The organism is Ruegeria sp. YKSF070, assembly GCF_059612725.1.
Genome location: NZ_JBXWRD010000018.1, coordinates 1 through 16,256 on the forward strand (window position 1 = coordinate 1; position 16,256 = coordinate 16,256).

Annotated in this window: 13 protein-coding genes; 9 read left to right on the forward strand and 4 right to left on the reverse strand. The window is 64.0% G+C overall.

Annotated features, from left to right (window positions below; translation table 11 throughout):
* From AC2FL1_RS11385 to AC2FL1_RS11420, 8 genes are all read left to right on the forward strand, one after another.
* Nucleotides 1-1,381, forward strand: a 1,381-nt coding sequence (locus AC2FL1_RS11385) for a molybdopterin oxidoreductase family protein (protein WP_496876995.1), incomplete at its 5' end; no start/stop codon positions are given.
* 196 nt (nucleotides 1,382-1,577) lie between these two features.
* Nucleotides 1,578-2,354, forward strand: a complete 777-nt coding sequence (locus tag AC2FL1_RS11390) for a cyclase family protein (protein WP_496876996.1) — start codon at nucleotides 1,578-1,580, stop codon at nucleotides 2,352-2,354.
* A 5-nt stretch (nucleotides 2,355-2,359) separates the two neighbouring features.
* Nucleotides 2,360-2,875, forward strand: coding sequence for a thioesterase family protein (locus tag AC2FL1_RS11395; protein ID WP_496876997.1), 516 nt, complete (start codon nucleotides 2,360-2,362; stop codon nucleotides 2,873-2,875).
* A 306-nt stretch (nucleotides 2,876-3,181) separates the two neighbouring features.
* Complete coding sequence (locus AC2FL1_RS11400) at nucleotides 3,182-4,216, forward strand: hypothetical protein (protein ID WP_496829214.1); 1,035 nt, start codon at nucleotides 3,182-3,184, stop codon at nucleotides 4,214-4,216.
* Entirely contained in the window at nucleotides 4,213-5,484 is a 1,272-nt protein-coding gene (locus AC2FL1_RS11405) for a GNAT family N-acetyltransferase (protein ID WP_496876998.1), read from the forward strand. Before AC2FL1_RS11400 ends, AC2FL1_RS11405 begins: the two co-directional genes overlap by 4 nt.
* 509 nt (nucleotides 5,485-5,993) lie before the next feature.
* Nucleotides 5,994-6,758: a sugar transferase gene (locus AC2FL1_RS11410; RefSeq protein ID WP_496876999.1), complete on the forward strand. Its 765-nt coding sequence runs from the start codon at nucleotides 5,994-5,996 to the stop codon at nucleotides 6,756-6,758.
* Nucleotides 6,759-6,844: 86 nt separating this feature from the next.
* Nucleotides 6,845-7,726 (forward strand): CpsD/CapB family tyrosine-protein kinase, encoded by an 882-nt coding sequence (locus AC2FL1_RS11415; RefSeq protein ID WP_496877000.1) that lies wholly within the window; start codon nucleotides 6,845-6,847, stop codon nucleotides 7,724-7,726.
* Nucleotides 7,727-7,863: 137 nt separating this feature from the next.
* Nucleotides 7,864-9,102 (forward strand): GumC domain-containing protein, encoded by a 1,239-nt coding sequence (locus AC2FL1_RS11420; RefSeq protein ID WP_496829222.1) that lies wholly within the window; start codon nucleotides 7,864-7,866, stop codon nucleotides 9,100-9,102.
* Nucleotides 9,103-9,111: 9 nt separating this feature from the next.
* Here the strand turns inward: AC2FL1_RS11420 and AC2FL1_RS11425 are convergent, their stop codons facing one another.
* On the reverse strand, nucleotides 9,112-10,470 hold the full coding sequence (locus AC2FL1_RS11425; protein ID WP_496877001.1) for an oligosaccharide flippase family protein: 1,359 nt from the start codon (nucleotides 10,468-10,470) through the stop codon (nucleotides 9,112-9,114).
* Between the two features lie 217 nt (nucleotides 10,471-10,687).
* Here AC2FL1_RS11425 and AC2FL1_RS11430 point away from each other — a divergent pair, with 217 nt between their 5' ends.
* Entirely contained in the window at nucleotides 10,688-11,893 is a 1,206-nt protein-coding gene (locus AC2FL1_RS11430; RefSeq protein ID WP_496877002.1) for a glycosyltransferase family 4 protein, read from the forward strand.
* A gap of 39 nt (nucleotides 11,894-11,932) precedes the next feature.
* Here AC2FL1_RS11430 and AC2FL1_RS11435 read toward each other — a convergent pair whose 3' ends face one another.
* From AC2FL1_RS11435 to AC2FL1_RS11445, 3 genes are read right to left on the reverse strand one after another with little or no spacing between them, the layout of a single operon-like run.
* A complete protein-coding gene (locus AC2FL1_RS11435; RefSeq protein WP_496877003.1) occupies nucleotides 11,933-12,778 on the reverse strand; it encodes a glycosyltransferase family 2 protein in 846 nt (281 codons plus the stop codon).
* A complete protein-coding gene (locus AC2FL1_RS11440) occupies nucleotides 12,775-15,309 on the reverse strand; it encodes a hypothetical protein (RefSeq protein WP_496877004.1) in 2,535 nt (844 codons plus the stop codon). The genes AC2FL1_RS11435 and AC2FL1_RS11440 overlap by 4 nt, the downstream gene beginning before the upstream one ends.
* Complete coding sequence (locus tag AC2FL1_RS11445; protein ID WP_496877005.1) at nucleotides 15,306-16,253, reverse strand: hypothetical protein; 948 nt, start codon at nucleotides 16,251-16,253, stop codon at nucleotides 15,306-15,308. The genes AC2FL1_RS11440 and AC2FL1_RS11445 overlap by 4 nt, the downstream gene beginning before the upstream one ends.
* Between the last annotated feature and the right edge of the window lie 3 nt (nucleotides 16,254-16,256).

Sequence of the window (16,256 nt, forward strand, 5' to 3'; positions counted from 1 at the left end):
GAACGTGATCGTCGAAGAGGGGCTGTATGACCAGGCCTATATCGACCAGTTCACCGAGAACTGGGAGGAGATGAAGGCGCATCTGGCCGACTACACGCCCGAGAAGATGGAACCCATCTGCGGCATCGCGGCCGGTGAGCTGCGCGACGCGGCGCGGACATTTGCGGCGGGCAAGGCGGGCATGATCTTCTGGGGCATGGGCGTCAGCCAGCATATCCACGGCACCGACAACTCGCGCTGCCTGATCTCCCTGGCGCTGATGACCGGCAATGTGGGCAAGCCCGGCGCGGGCCTGCACCCCCTGCGCGGTCAGAACAACGTGCAGGGCGCCTCCGATGCGGGGCTGATCCCGATGTTCCTGCCCGATTACCAGTCGGTCACCGATGACGGCGTGCGCTCGGCCTTTACCTCTGTCTGGAACTCGGGCGACTTCTCGAACCAGAAGGGGCTGACCGTGGTCGAGATCATGCATGCGATCCATGATGGCGACATCAGGGGCATGTATATCCTGGGCGAGAACCCGGCCATGTCCGACCCCGATGTGGATCACGCGCGCGCCGCGCTGGCGATGCTCGACCACCTGGTGGTGCAGGATATCTTCCTGACGGAAACGGCGAATTATGCCGATGTGATCCTGCCCGCCAGTGCCTGGGCGGAAAAGACCGGCACCGTGACCAATACCAACCGCCAGGTCCAGATGGGCCGCCCCGCCGTGGCGCCCCCGGGCGAGGCGCGCGAAGACTGGTGGATCGAGGTGGAACTGGCCAAACGCCTGGGCCTCGACTGGAATTACAGCCACCCCAGCGAAGTGTTTGCCGAGATGAAGCGCAACATGAAATCGCTCGACAACATCACCTGGGACCGGCTCGAGGGCGAGGCGGTGACCTATCCCTCGCTCAGCCCCGAAGACCCGGGCCAGGCCATCGTCTTTGGCGACGGCTTCCCGCGCGCCAACAAGCGGGCCCGCTTCACCCCGGCGAAGATCGTCGAACCCGACGAGCGCCCGGATGCGGACTATCCCTTTGTGCTGATCACCGGGCGGCAGCTGGAACATTGGCATACCGGCTCGATGACCCGGCGCGCCACCGTGCTCGACGCGGTCGAACCCGAGGCCAACTGCTCGATGCACCCAGCCACCCTGCGCGCCATGGGCATCGAGCCCGGCGACACGATCCGCCTCACCACACGGCGCGGCAGCGTCCAGGTCATGGTCCGCGCCGACCGCGCCATCGCCCAGGACAACGTCTTCCTCCCCTTCGCCTATGTCGAAGCCGCCGCAAACATCCTCACAAACGCGGCCCTCGACCCTTACGGCAAAATACCAGAGTTCAAATACGCAGCCGTAAGGGTCGAAAAGGTCGAGGCATTGGCGGCAGAGTAGGTCCATTGCGAGGCTCCGCCTCGCGCTCCGGAGTATTTTGAACCAGAAAGAAGCGGCACCGCGCATATGCTTCTTTCTGGTCAAAAATACCTCCGGGGGTGAGGCCCGCAGGGCCGAGGGGGCAGCGCCCCCTTTGCGTCTTGTCGGGCGTTGCGGGGCCGCCTAACCTGCGCCGGGCATGCCCAGAGGAGTGCTCATGTCCCGTCGCTTTGTCGATCTCTCCGTGCCACTGGAAACCGGTATCGTTTCCGACCCGCCGATCATGTTGCCCGAGATTGAGTATCTCACCCATGATCAGACCGCCGAACAGGTGATGTCCTTCTTTCCGGGGCTGAAACGCGAGGATCTGCCGGGCGGTGAGGGCTGGGCGGTGGAGCGGCTCCGCGTTGCGACCCATAACGGCACCCATCTGGACGCGCCGTATCACCACCATTCGACGATGAACAACGGCGAGCGGGCGATCACCATCGACGAGGTGCCGCTGGAGTGGTGTTTCAACCCCGGGGTCAAGCTGGATTTTCGCCATTTCCCGGATGGTTACGTTGTCAGCGCCGAAGATGTCGATGCCGAGCTGGAACGCATCGGGCATGTGCTTCAACCGCTAGATATCGTGGTGGTCAATACCTCGGCCGGGGCGCGCTATGGTCAGCCGGATTATCTGATCAAGGGCTGCGGCATGGGGCGCGCGGCGACGCTCTATCTGACCGAACGCGGCGTGCGGGTGACCGGAACCGATGCCTGGTCCTGGGACGCCCCCTTTCCCCTGACCGCGCGGGCCTATGCCGAAAGTGGCGATGCTTCGATCATCTGGGAGGGGCACCGCGCCTCGATGGAGATCGGCTATTGCCACATGGAAAAGCTGGCGAACCTGGACCAGCTGCCGCCCTCGGGCTTCACCATTTCCTGTTTTCCGTTCAAGATCAAAGGCGCAAGCGCGGGGTTCACCCGCGCGGTGGCGATATTCGAGGATTGAGCGCGATGGTGGAAATGACCCCGCAGAGCGGCCATGACGGCCCCTATCCGGCGCCGGTCGAAGTGCGTGGCTTCGTTGTGCGGCCGGAGTGGATCGACTATAACGGGCATATGAACGTCGGCTATTACGGCGTGGCCTTCGATCAGGCGCTGGACGTGATGCTCGAAGAGCAACTGGGGCTTGGCAAGACCTATGTCGAAACCGCCGGGGCCGGCCCATATATTCTGCAATCGCATGTTCAATTCCGACGCGAGCTGCTTGAGGGCGAAGCGTTCCACCTGCGGTTCCGCCTGCTCGACCATGATGCCAAACGGCTGATCTATTTCGGCGAGATGTATGCGGACCGGGACAGTGCGCTTTGCGCCACGCAAGAAGCGTTGATCATGAATGTCAGTCAAGAGACAGGGCGCGGTGCGACGTTTCCCGATTGGGCGCGCACGAGGCTGGCGCGGATGCAGGCAGATCATCAGGTGCTTCCCGTGCATCCGGCGGTGGGCGCGGCGCTTGGTCTGCGGCGCTAACCGCGAGCCGTCGGGCCGACATCGATCGCCGGTCTCGGCCAAATGTTTCGCGGATGCGGCGGGCTGCTGAAACATGCCAAGGACAGGCAAATTCGTGGCAAATTCAAGGCAGATTTATCGGGGCTGAAACCGGTCCGGGAACAATCCTTGCACGGTCGCGGGATTGGAGCGCGAGGAGACTGCAATGGCGGGCCGATCGCCGCGAATGCTGCGGGCGAATCGGGCATCATGTTATCGAAAGGGGGCATTGGCCCGGCTGAAAGACGTGTGGATGTATCGAGGGGACGGGTAAAAGGGAACGAGGGCATGGCAGACACTGGCACTTTCGACCGGCTGAACCGCATAGTCGAAACGGCCCAGGCGCGGTTCGGTCGCCCGGTCCGCAAGGTGACCGCGCCCGGCGGCGAGGGGCGCTCCAGCTTTCGACTTCATTTCGACGAGATGGATGTCATCGCAACGTTGCGCCCCGATGTCCGGCGTACTCATCTGGAGGCATTCGTTCTGGAGCGTCTGCATGCGCAATGCGATGACCTGCCCGAATGCCTTGGCCTGGTGGGCGAAGTCATGTTCCAGTCGGATGTGGGGCGTCGTCGCTTGAACCGGGAAATCGTGCGGCACGAGGGCAAGGACCAGCTGGACCTTGCCGCAGAGGCGGTCGCGGCGATCTTTCGTATCCAGTGCGCGGCGCGGCGTACCGACTTGCACAAGACGTTACCGCGTCTTGGTGCACATGACGGATGGGCCGCCAGTCTGGTCGATGCGGTGGATGCGTTGCAGCCCTATTCGATGGGGATCGACGCTCGGTTCGACCGCGCGGCCGCCGCTGGGCGTCTGGCTTGTTCAGGCCGGCAATTCGTGAAGTGGGATTGCCGCTCGGGCAATGCGGCGCTGGACCGTACCGGGCAGCTGAGGTGGTTCGATTTCGAGTATTGCGGCCTGCGCCACGGGGCCGAGGATTTTGCCTGGCTCATCGGTGACGAGGCCTGGCCCATCGCGCCCGATCAGATGGTCGATGTGATGATAGATGCCTTCGATCCTGGCTGCGGTCACCGGATCGACGCCTATCTGGACTATCTCTCGGTCTACCTGACCTTTCATTGCGCGCAGCGGTTCAAGCTGATCGTGAAAGAGGCGAGGAAACGCGGCTGGTTGTCCAAGGAGCGGGTCCGTAGATATGACGATGCCGGGGTGCATCCCGAGTTCGCCATGCAGATATGCAGGGTCGGCGCCTATTTCGCCGCGCAATCGCCGGTGACCGCGCCGCTTGCACGTAATTTCGACGCAGCCGTCGACAGTTTCCGGGCGATCCTCAGGGAAGGACGCTCGCTCAAAAGCGCATGACGATGGATGGTGCACCGGATTTCGCGGCCAGTGTTTCGGCAAGCGGCAGGCTCCGGGTCGAGCCGGTCGAAAGGGATGAGGCATTCCTCGCCCTGCGCGACAGATGGCGTGCGCTGGAGGCACGCGACCCCGAAGGCACCGTATTTCTGTCCTGGGACTGGTTGGCGCAGGTCTTTGCCGACAATCCGGGACGCTGGCGGGTTATGGCCGTCTGGCATGGCCCGCGCCTGGTCTGTGTACTGCCGCTGAGTTACCGCCTGCGCTGGAGCCGCGGTCGGCAAGAGTTCCAGACCGAGATCGAGGCGGGTGGCCGACTGGTTCGGAGCGAGTATACCGGTTTTCTCTGCGAACCGGGATACGAGGATATCGCGGTCGACGCGCTGGCCGAGGCCTTGCGGCGGCAGCCCTGGGCGCGGATGTCCTTGCGATATGATGGTTCGCGGTCGCGTTCGGCCAAGTTCATGTCCGCTTTTGCAGGCACGGCCTATTCGGTGAGCGCTAGGCAGCATCTTATCAACAACGGGCAGACCGACACCCTCATCTGTCCCCGCGTGACGCTTCCCGGGGATTACGAGACCTGGTTGACCAACGGTCCCGGCAAGAACACCCGCCAGAAAATCCGCCGCTATTCTCGGCGCTACTTGGTCAGCGGCGACTACACCTTGAGCCACGATCCGGGTTCAGCGCTGAAATCGGATATTGGTGCGATGCTGCGGCTGTGGATGCGCAAATGGGCACCGGTCAAGGGCGCCCGGATAGCGCGGCTGTTGGCGGAGAACTACCTTCGCGTCCTTACGACGGCTAGCCGGCTGGGCCTGCTTTACCTGCCGGTCCTGCGATGCGAGGGGCGGGTGATCGGCGCACTGGGTCACATCCTGGACCCTCGTATGAAACGGGTGCATTTCATCCTTGCCGGCAGGGACGAAACGGTAACGGGCAATTTCATCGGTCCGCTGCTGCATTCACAGGCAATCGGCTGGGCCATCGACCGGGGCTACGAGGTCTATGATTTCGGCCATGGAAACGAAGCCTACAAGTTCAGCTTTGGCGCGCAGCCCGAAACGGTCTCGTCTTTCTCGATCATGCCCGTCAGCTTGCCGGGCCCGGTGGGGGTGCTTGATCCGATTTGCCGGCGACAGGCGCTGGCGCGGCTCCTCTCCTTTGTGGACGCGGGCGAGCTCGACAGTGTCGCCGCCGGATGCCAACAGTTGTTGCAGCTGGAAAGGGCTGGCACCGACCAGCGGTCGGCCCTTGCTGATCTACCCTAGAGCGTGGCGGTAAGTTCCTCGGGCGCGGGCGTGACGTACCGGCAAATACCTGGAAACAAAGCTGGTGCATGAAAGTGCCGCCATGTTTTCGACACATTCCCGAACGGATTTGCTAAGATCGATTTCTGTAAGGGCTGGTCCCGATTCCCGATGTGGATGGTTGCCAAACTAGAGACAATCCGTATCCGTGCGATCCATTGGTTCGCGCCAAAACTGGAAATAGTCGAAATTCTAGGCGGTTGCTGGCGGAAACAATCTGTTGACGCGGAATTTCTTAAAATTATCCAGACAGATGCTAGGTTCGAACATGGCAGAAGTATGGCGGAACTTTGCCAAGTCGATATCCGGTTTGACCGTGCGTAGGGCACGGCAAGCCGGGGTCGGGACACCGCCGAATGAACCGGGGCCAGCTGCCTGGTCCCGCCTGTAAGTAAAGAGTTGTCTGCGAGGTCGCGGCGCAGGGGTTCAGCGCCGGACACTCGCTCCAGGTATCCCACGTAGGGGGGGACATGAAGGACTATATCCACACCGCTTCGCTGGCGGTTCCGGTGCCGGTGGTATCTGGCCCGCCCATTCGGGCCAGGAGTGCGCTGGAAGCAGCGCTGCTGCCTGCCGACACGAACGCACCTCTGGAGAAGCGGGTGGAAGCCTTTTCTCCGGTCAAGGGTGTCTATGCGACGGTCGGCAAGCGGTGCCTGGATGTAGCCTTCATTCTCCTTACTCTTCCGGTTGCACTTGTCATCATCGGGCTGTGCGCGCTGGCGCTGCGGCTGGAAGGGGGCAGCGCTTTCTATCGCCAGCCCCGGTTGGGCCGCAACGGCAAGCAGTTCCATATTCTCAAGCTGCGCACCATGGTGATGGATGCAGATGCCCGGCTGGAACGGATGTTGGCAGAAAACCCGGCGATGCGCGCCGAATGGGACGCCACGCAAAAGCTGAAGAATGACCCGAGGATTACTCGGGTCGGAAACTTCCTTCGGTGCACCTCTCTCGACGAGTTGCCGCAGCTGTGGAACGTGTTCAAGGGCGATATGAGCCTGGTCGGCCCGCGCCCGATGATGCCCGATCAACTGCCGCTTTACGGCGCAGCTGACAGCTATTTCGCGCTGCGGCCCGGAATCACCGGTCTTTGGCAGGTGTCCGAGCGCAACAACTCCCGCTTCGACTATCGGGCCAAGTCCGATGCCGAATATGCGGCGAAGCTGTCCCTCGCGGGCGATCTTTCCCTGCTGCTGCGGACCACGTCGGTTGTGGTGCGCCGTACCGGGTACTGAGTTTAGGTGTAAATTCATAGTTTGGGAGCCTAATTATGGCGTATCATGACAGGGACTTGGCTCCGGAAACTGAAACGGTTGCATTGATGAACGACCAGACCACCGGCATCGGCAAGCGTAGCGCGGCAGAGCGTCCGTTCCGCCGCAAGGCCGCTTTGCGGGCCGATGCGGCAGCACCACGGGTCGAAAAGGTGCTGTCACCAAAGGCGCCGCCCATCGCCGAACCTGCGCCGGCTGGGATGCTGCCCGCCACTTTGCCTGAACCGTGGGATCGTCTGCACGCGACGCCTCTGGGATTGGGGCGTCGACAGGCCGGGCAAATGCCGCTGGTGAATCTTCATCGCTCGGATCCCGCGGCCAAGGCGTTTGACGTCTTGCGCACCCGCCTGTTGCAGACGCTCAAGGCGCGCGGTTGGCACAGGATTGGTGTGGTGGCCCCCACGCGTGGCTGCGGTGCCAGCTTTACGGCCGTGAATCTCGCGCTCAGTATCGCGCGGGTACCGGAAAGCCGGACCGTGCTGCTGGACATGAACATGCGCGAGCCGGGGTTGGCGGGGGCGCTGGGGTTGACTGCGAGGGGGGACATGCGCGCCCTGCTGCGCGGCGATGTCTCCTATCTCGACCACCTGACCCGGTGCAGCGGCACGCTGGCCGTGGGGCTGGGCGCCGGCATTTCGGGCGATGCCTCGGAGTTGCTGCAAGCGCCGGCCTGTGGCGAAGTGCTGGATCTGATCCAGACCGATCTGAACCCGGATGTGGTGATCTGCGATCTGCCAGCGATCCTGGCCCATGACGATCTGGCGGCCTTCCTGCCACGGCTCGACGGGGTGTTGCTGGTCGCCGACGGTACCCAGACGACCGCCGAGCAGATCCGCCGCTGCCAGCAGGTGATCGGCGAGACAACACCGCTTTTGGGTGTCCTCCTGAACCGAGCGCGCGGCTCGGGCGCTGAAAACTACGCGGTCTGACCTTCGTTTTTGCCCGGAACTGCCTTATTTTCGTCGGTATGCCATGGTCTGTTGCCCCTGCATACAGGCATGGTTTGGTATCAGCGAGTTGAGTGACAGGCATGGGGCCGATCTATTCTTTGGAAGACATCCTGGACATGATCCGCAGGCGTGCGCGGTTCATGCTGGCTGTCATCGTGATCGGGACCACGCTGTCGCTGGTTCTCGCCATGATGCAAAAACACGAATACGAGGCCTATGAAGTTATCCAGATCGCGCGCCCGGTGGTCTCCGACGAACTGGCGCGCAGCACGGTCGAGGGATCCTCGGCGCGGCGTCTGCAATTGATCCAGCAGGTCCTGACGACCCGTGGCACCATGCTGGAGATCATCGACAAATACGGTATCTATGCCGATATCCCCGCGCTCAAGCCGCAGGCCAAGGTGGATATGCTGCGCACCGCTGTCCGGATCGAAGGCGTCGCCGCCGCGCGCGAGGGGTTCTCTGACGACGGCACCATCTCGGTTCTGACCATCACCGCCCGGATGCCAACCGCCGTACTGGCGCAACAGGTGGCGCATGAATTCGGCCAACGCACCGTCGAACTAAGCAAGCGCACGCGGATCGAGAATGCCCGTGCCACGCTGGCCTTTTTCGATGAGCAGGCCGCAGCGTTGGAGGCCGATATAGAGGCGCTTGAAGGCGAGGTCGAGGATTTCCGCAGCCACAACCAGTTGGCGCTGCCCGGCGTTCTGGATGCCCGGCGCGATGAAATCGCCACCATCAACGGTGGCTTGCTCGACATCGCGCGCGAGCGGATCGAGATCGAGCGCGCGATGCAACTGGCCGATCAGAGCGAACGCCCCGCCACCGCAGAGCGGCTGAAGAAGGACTATCGCGAGCAGCTGGCCACGCTGGACGCGCAGCGGGCGTTGCTGGACAGCCGCAAGCGCGACCTGGAATCCCAGATCGAGACCAGCCCCGAGGTCGAGCGCATGCTGGGCACCTATGATCGCCGGCTGGAGCAGTTGCAGGACCAATTGAATCAGGTCTCGACCCGCCGTAGCGAGGCCGAGATGGGCTTTCTCATCGAGGCCGAACGTCAGGCTGAACGCCTGACCGTGATCGAAGAGGCCGCGATCCCCGATTATCCCGTCACCGAAAGCCGCAAGAAAAAAGCCATTCTTGGCGCGGCCGCCAGTTTCGTCGTCGCCTTTGCGCTGGCCGTGCTGATGGAGATGCGCCACCCGGTCCTGCGCAGCGCTGCACAGCTGGAGCGTGAACTGGGCTTTCGTCCGGTGGTGACGGTGCCATATCTCGATACTGAAAGACGGGCACCCTCGCTCTGGTCTAGGGTAACGTCCCTGTTCCGTCGCCGTCAGACCCCGGCGGAATAGGCGTCGCGCTTAGAGCGCCGCCAGCGGCGCAATCTCGGCCCAATGAAACCGGATCACGGTGGCCGCGGCGGCCCCGCCCAGCACAATCGCGATGATGTCGTGCCGCAGGTCGCGGGCGCCGTATTTGCCAGTCAGCCACAACACAGCGGGATAGGTGGCGAGCGTCGCCGCCGCCAGCGACAGGATAGCCCCCAGCAGACCAAAGGCCCAGATCCCCAGCAGGATCGCGCCCACCTGCATCAGCGCCCGAACAAGCATCAGCGTGAAATAGGACAGGCTGTCTCCCCGCGCCAGCGCGACGATGTCATAGGTCACGACGATCAGTTGCGGGATGAAGGCAAGTGAAATCAGCGTCACCATTGGCCCGGCCAGTTGGTAGCGCGGGTCATAGAGCAGGTCGACCAGCTGTGGACCGGCCAGCGCCACTGCTACCAGAGGCATCCCGACACCCAGCGTCACACCTGTCCGCAACCGTGCCAGCCGGCGCCAGTTGGCGATATCGGTATCGGGAGGATGATCGCGATAGACCGGCAGCATGATGCGCCCGACCACGGCCATCCCCAGCATGATCGGGAAACTGCCCAGGAAATAGCCGATATTGTAGATACCCAGCATCTCCATCGTCAGGTAGCGGCCCAAGATCGCCCGGTCGCCCTGGCTGATCACAAAGGTTAGTGCGGTGGACAGGAAGATCCATTTGCCGAACCGCATCAGCTCGGACCGGGCCGCCGGTTCCCAGCGGAACCGGTTGGTGTCACCCGGCAACAGGAAATGGGTCAGGACCAGTTTGGCCAGCGCCGTGATCACACCCCCCAGTGCCAGCGCCATGACCGAGCGTGTGGCAATCGCCAGCGCCGCCATCGCGCCAATGCCGATCAGCTGGCTGATCAGGTCCAGCACGGTGAGACGCCCGACTATCAGGTGCCTGTGCGCGGTTTCGATCCGGGTCGGGAAAAAGCCCGAGATCAGCAGCGCCACCGCCGCCACCGGCAGATAGGTGGTCAGATCGGGTTCGTCGTATATTCGCGATACCGGCACCGCCAGCAGGCAGGCCACCGCGAACAGCCCGATACCCCGCCCCACCTGGATGGTCCAGGCGGTGTTCAGGAAATCGGGGTCGTCGCCGCGCGGGTTCTGTGCGATGGCCGGGCCGATGCCGACATCGGAAAACAGGTTCAGGCCGACCACAACCACCGTGACCAGCGTCATCAGGCCAAAGGCCTCAGGGTATAGAAGCCGGGTCATCAGCAGGTTCGCCGCCAGCCTGAGTGCCTGGCTGCCGCCATAGCCAACCATCAGCCACGAGGCGCTGCGCAGGACGCGGGCCATCAGGCCGGAACCGTGAAAGGCGGAAAGAAGGCGGGACATGCAGGAACTCTGTTGGCGGCACATCGGGCCGGATTGTCGCCACGCTAGGGACGAGGGACGGGCGGGTCAATTGGAGCGCGCCCTGCCGCGTTGTGCTTGTGGCCCGGGATCCACAGGCGATGGCTTGCCGGGTGTCGGGATGTGGTCCACCGCTAGGCAGCGATGGGTTCATCGGGTTAGGACTGACGGAACGTTTCTCAACCGGATAACCGTTCTCGTGATCATCGCCTATGTTCTGAACACATATCCTCAGCCTTCGCACAGTTTCATCCGGCGCGAGATTCAGGCTCTGGAGCGACAGGGGCATCAGGTCGTGCGGCTGGCGATGCGCCGGGCAGACACACCACTGGTTGATGCGAGAGATCGGGCAGAGGCGGCGAAGACCACCTATGTGCTCGACAGGGGGGCGTTGGGGCTGGGTGGTGCCTTGTTGCGCCGTTTTCTGAACGCACCGGGGCGAAGCCTTGCGGCCTTGCGGCAGGCACTGCGCTGCGGGCGTGTCTCATCCAGCGGGATGGCGCGCCACCTGATCTATCTGGCCGAGGCGGTCGAGGTCGTGGCCCGCTGTCAGGCGGCGGGCGCGGGCCATATCCATGCCCATTTCGGTACCAATTCCGCCACGGTGGCAATGCTGGCGCATGCGCTGGGCGGGCCGGGATATTCGTTTACCGTGCATGGGCCCGAGGAATTCGATGCGCCGGGCGCGCTCAGCCTTGGGGAGAAGCTTGACGCTGCGCGGTTTGCTGTAGGGGTCAGTCAGTTCGGACGCAGTCAGCTCTGCCGTTGGGCGGGATTCGACACCTGGGACCGGCTGCATGTGGTTCATTGCGGAATCGAGCCCGACGCCTTTGACGATCCGCAACCGGTCCCCGAGGGGCCACTGCGCCTGGTCTCGATCGGTCGGTTTGTCGAACAAAAGGGACAGATGGTGTTGGTACGGGCCATGGCGCGTCTGGTGCGGCGCCATCCACAGGTACATCTGGACCTGGTTGGCGATGGCGAGATGCGCCCGGCGCTGGAAAAGGCGATCACCGAGGCCGGGCTTGAGGGCAATATCACGCTGACCGGCTGGCTGGATCAGGATGGCGTGCGCGCGGCGCTTGAGCGGGCACATGCGCTGGTAATGCCCAGTTTCGCCGAAGGATTGCCCATGGTGGTGATGGAGGCGATGGCGGCGGCGCGACCGGTGGTGGCGACTTATGTGGCGGGTACGCCGGAACTGGTGCTGCCGGGTGAAACCGGCTGGATGGTGCCCGCCGGCGACGATGCCGCGTTGGCCGAGGCGCTGGCCGTGCTGGCCGAAACACCGGTGGTGCAGTTGAGGGAGATGGGCGCGGCAGGTCGCACACGCGTATTGGCGCGACACGCCATCGACGATCAGGCCCGCAAACTGGCTGATCTGGTCGCGACCTTCGAGGAGTAAGCCCAGAAAATTCGTCGAATTTTCTGGCGCCCCGCCGCTTTACCGGCCCCGGTCCCAGCGGGACCGGGGCCGGTAAAGCGGCGTCCGCACCGTGAGCGCCACGGTTGCATAGACGGCGAAACCCAGCGGGTCGCGCAGCAGGTGCCGGATCAGGCCGTGCAAGCCCAGAGCGGGTGTACCATCGTTCTGCGGCAGATGCGGATAGAGCCGCGCAACCTCGGCCACGCCTGCATCCTGCCGCCGCCGTACACGCACAAGATTGGCAAAACCCTCGACCATGGGCCAGTCATAGCCAGCCTTCACACGCAGGCGTTCTTGCGGTGTGAAACTCAGCCGTACAAAGGTGTCGTCAGAGATGATATCGGGCCAATTCCCCCAGCGCGCGCGCCCGGCAGCATTGACGGCAAACAGGCCGAAGCCGGGAACGCCGGTTGCGACAAAGGGCAGGCCTTGCCAGAACCGCGCGTAAAGACGGGTGATCTGGTTCTTTGCCGGGGCTACGCGGGGGGCGCCACTTGCATAGTGGGGCGCCTCGGTGTCGAGCGCGGCGACCAGTTGTGCCAGCAATGCAGCATCCAGACGCACGTCCGCATCCAGATAGGCGCGCAATTCGCCTCGCGCTGCCGCATCCCCGGCGGTGAGCGCACCCAGTTTGCCGCCCTCGGCCAGTTCCAGTACCTGCCAGTCCCAGCCGCGCGCCGCCGCCTGGTCCGCAAAGCCGCGCGCGCGTGCGGCGGTGTCATCGGTGCAGCCATTGGCCACCACCAGCACTTCGCACCGCCAGCCTGCGGGCAGCGGGTCCGAGGCCAGGAGCGCGCGGGCGCAATCGCCGATCCACGCTGCCTCGTCATGGGCGGGGAGGATAATGCTCAGCCAGCGGCTCACTTCAGAAACTCCACCAGCGCGTCCCAGCGCGGGTTGTTGTCGTCGAGATGGCGCAGGTGACCCCAGCTGCCCCATTTGTTGGGCCGATAGACATCGGCATAGGCGGTAAACAGTCCGCCGCCCAGCGCGTGCCATCCCCGGACCAGGTCGGTATAAAGCTCTCCCATCTCGGGCGTGTAGTTGAAATGCGTAAGGAAAGCAGCCAGTTCCGCATCGTCCACCAGCGGTCCGCTGCCCACCACATGGCTGCCGCCCTCATACATGATCAGATTCAGCCCATATCGACGCGCGACATCGGCCTGATAGGGCAGGCGTTCGCTCAGGTTCCCCAGCAGCGTGTCCTCGACCTTGCCGCTGGCGGCACCGTCGCGCAGCTCGGCCCAGGCCAGCGCACTGGCCAGGTCATAGCGGTGCTTTGCGACATAGTCGTCGCGTGCCGCGCCGCTCAGCCCTTGTGCATCGGCCTGTGCCTCGGCCGCGGCGCGGCTGTCGGCCAGCCATTGCCGGACCAGCGGCAGCCGGTCCTCCCATCCCAGCGTGCCGCCGAAATAGCCGGTCACCGCATAGGCGTCGAAATGGCGGGCGGGGGTGGCGCGGCCCGGCTCCTCGGCGGTCCAGATGGGCGCGTCCAGGATCATCTCCTCAAGCCCCAGCCAGCCAGTCTGGGTCGAGATCACCCGGATCAGCCGCGCCTCGGCCTGATCCGCGAACACATCTGTCCAGATATCGGCCATCTCGACCGCGCGGGCGGCATAGTAGCTGACCCAGTGATCCTTCTTGTTCCAGCGGGCGCGAGCCTGATCCTCGGCCCATTGCGCCTGGGTGAATTGCCAGTTCCAGACCTCGTTGGACAATTCGACATAGGCGCGCTGTTCGATCCACAGATCGTCGCGCACCCTCTCGGCAAAGCGGCGGATATAGTCGTCATCGGCCAGATGCGGCATGTTAAACCAGCCATCGGCGCCGGTGCGGTTCAACAGCTCGATCATCACCTCGAGAGGCACGCCCTTCATCGCCCAGGTGAACTCGTCGGGCCGGGGACGGTCGGCCCAGGCCGATTGCTGCGAGTCGTTGGTCTGCATCCAGTCCATGAAGCGCAGCGCGCGAAAGCCCATCAGCCGATCCAGCCACAGCGGGTTGAACAGGCCGCCCGCCCGGTAGGCGTCCAGATGCTCTTCTTTGACCACCGAGATATCGCGCACATAATCGCCGCCGCGATGGGTGCGCTGGATGCGGATATCGACCGATCCGGGACCGGGGCTGAAATCGAAACTGACGCTGTTCTTGCCATAGCGCACGTTTTCGGCCCGGCCCGAAACCTCGACCACGCCCTGCCCGGCAAAGCGCAGCACATAGCGCCCGGCGGTCGAGACCGCCTCTTCGGGCAGGTCGGTCAGGATCAGCGTCCCGACCGAGCCCAGTTCGGGCGGGATCGCCATCACCCAGCCATTCGGGTCAAGGTAACCGGCCTCTTGCAGCTGCGCATGATCGACACCACCCCATTGTCGGGGCAAGTGGCCGATCCAGGGGCGGGCGGTCTTGAACACGTCAAGAAACGGTTGCTGGACCGACCAGTCATTGACCCCGGCCAGCCCGATCGCCACCGGGACCGGCCCCTCGGGCACGGGCGGCGGGACAAAGCCCTGTCGCGGCTCGGCCGGCTCTCCTGCCTGCTCGGTGGCGGGTTCGTTCAGTGGCTGTTCTGGGGTGGTCACCGGTTGCGGCGCGGGTGGCTCGGGCGCCTCGAACCCCTGCACCACGGTCCAAGCCACCTCCTGCAACCGCTGCGCCAGCGCCGGATCGGGGGTGTCATAGGCCTTGCCCCAGCGATCCTGAAGCCGCCGGGGCAGGCCCACCGGGCTTTCCCCGGTCACGACGGCATATTGCACCATGGTCAGGAAATAGAAGCCCAGATCGTTAGGATGGATATCGTCGGAAAAGAGCTGCGCGATGCGGTCGACCCCCGGCACGGTCCCGGCTGCGATGGCATCGGTCAGCGCCAGCATCGCCTGTCCGGCGGGCAACAGCTGCATCGGTGGTGCGCCCTCGGGGCGGGTGGCATTGACACCGTCGACGATGGATTGCCAGCGCGGCAGATCCGCCTCGATCCGCTCGCGCCACGGCACGTCGTCGCCCTCGTCATAGGCGATATCGATGCCGCTGCCCGATCGTAGATCGTGCCACGTCTCTTGCAGGAACACCCGGGTGTCGGGATTCGCGGACAGGGCCAGATCGTAATAGCGCCGGGCCGAGCCGATGCTGTCGTTATACTGCATCTGGTTGGCCAGCGGGATGCCTTCAGTCAGGATCACTACATCAAAGCCACCGCGGGGCAGGACCTCGCGCGCGTTTACGCCCTCGGCACCGCTGCCATTGTCCCATTGATATGACAGCGGCGCGCCGTTGATGATTTGCGCCGCAACCCGCACCTCGCGCCCCTCCAGCACCTGTGACAGCATCTGGGGGTTGGTGGGGCCGAACAGCGAATGGCCGATGAAGAGAATGCCGATCAGGCTGGTGATCCAGCTCATTGCGGGACTCCGGTCTTTGGATAGCTGGTGACGGTCTGCCAGACGATCTCTTGCATCAGGCGCGCGGCCTCTGGCGAGGGGGCAAGGGCGGGGCTGCCATCGGCCCGGTTCAACTGGTGGGGAAGGCCGACGGGGGAGCTCTGATAGAGCACCGCGTAATGGGTGAGCGCGATCAGATAGTTACCCAGATCGCCCATGTGGATGGTGTCGAGCCGACCCTGCTCATCTGTGCCGAACAGCGCCTCGGGCCCGTCGATACCCGGCACGCCGCCGCGCGCCTCAAGCGCGCGCACGAAGCGGGACAGGACCTGACCCACCGGGATCACATGGGCGGGGTTGTCGGGGTTGCGGGCCAGGTCGCGCAGCAGGATCTCGTTTTCCCAGAGTTCAACCAGGTCGCGGTCCAGGCGGCTGAGCCAACCATCGGGATCGTCCAGCCAGTGCCAGGTTTCATAGAGAAAAACTCGTGCGTCCGGTCGGGCCTCGCGCGCCAGTCCGGCCCATTTGCTGAAATAGCGGTCGCTGTCGAAATATCTGATCGCATCGGTCAGCTCGACCATCTCGGTCAGGATCACCGCGTCATAGTCGCCCGAGCGCAGCGCGGTATCGGCGGGGCGATAGCGGGGATGGTCGTTCATCTGCTCAAAGCCATTGATCCCCTCATCCGGCTCCCAATGCGCCTTGAGCGTGGTGCCCCATCCCAGCTGGCTGGCATAGTCATGCCCGATTGGGGCCAGCTGTTGCAGCATCGCCGGCATGTCCTGTCCAACCAGGCTGTGGCCCAGGTGAAACACTGTCATCGCACCCGCAGGCGGTGGCAGCGGTCGAGCATAGGCAGCATCCACCACGGCGCTGTCGGGCTGGCGCGGTCGCAGCCAGCCCCACCAGAGACCGGCCATCAGAATCGCAAGGATCAGGAGGGTGGGTAGAACAGCGCGCAACATGGG

Bases quoted from the DNA above. Each gene is read 5' to 3' on its own strand.
- AC2FL1_RS11405 (WP_496876998.1), top strand. From the start codon at position 4,213: ATGACGATGGATGGTGCACCGGATTTCGCGGCCAGTGTTTCGGCAAGC.
- AC2FL1_RS11395 (WP_496876997.1), top strand. From the start codon at position 2,360: ATGGTGGAAATGACCCCGCAGAGCGGCCATGACGGCCCCTATCCGGCG.
- AC2FL1_RS11390 (WP_496876996.1), top strand. From the start codon at position 1,578: ATGTCCCGTCGCTTTGTCGATCTCTCCGTGCCACTGGAAACCGGTATC.
- AC2FL1_RS11410 (WP_496876999.1), top strand. From the start codon at position 5,994: ATGAAGGACTATATCCACACCGCTTCGCTGGCGGTTCCGGTGCCGGTG.
- AC2FL1_RS11445 (WP_496877005.1), bottom strand. From the start codon at position 16,253: ATGTTGCGCGCTGTTCTACCCACCCTCCTGATCCTTGCGATTCTGATG.
- AC2FL1_RS11425 (WP_496877001.1), bottom strand. From the start codon at position 10,470: ATGTCCCGCCTTCTTTCCGCCTTTCACGGTTCCGGCCTGATGGCCCGC.
- AC2FL1_RS11415 (WP_496877000.1), top strand. From the start codon at position 6,845: ATGAACGACCAGACCACCGGCATCGGCAAGCGTAGCGCGGCAGAGCGT.
- AC2FL1_RS11440 (WP_496877004.1), bottom strand. From the start codon at position 15,309: ATGAGCTGGATCACCAGCCTGATCGGCATTCTCTTCATCGGCCATTCG.
- AC2FL1_RS11420 (WP_496829222.1), top strand. From the start codon at position 7,864: ATGATCCGCAGGCGTGCGCGGTTCATGCTGGCTGTCATCGTGATCGGG.
- AC2FL1_RS11400 (WP_496829214.1), top strand. From the start codon at position 3,182: ATGGCAGACACTGGCACTTTCGACCGGCTGAACCGCATAGTCGAAACG.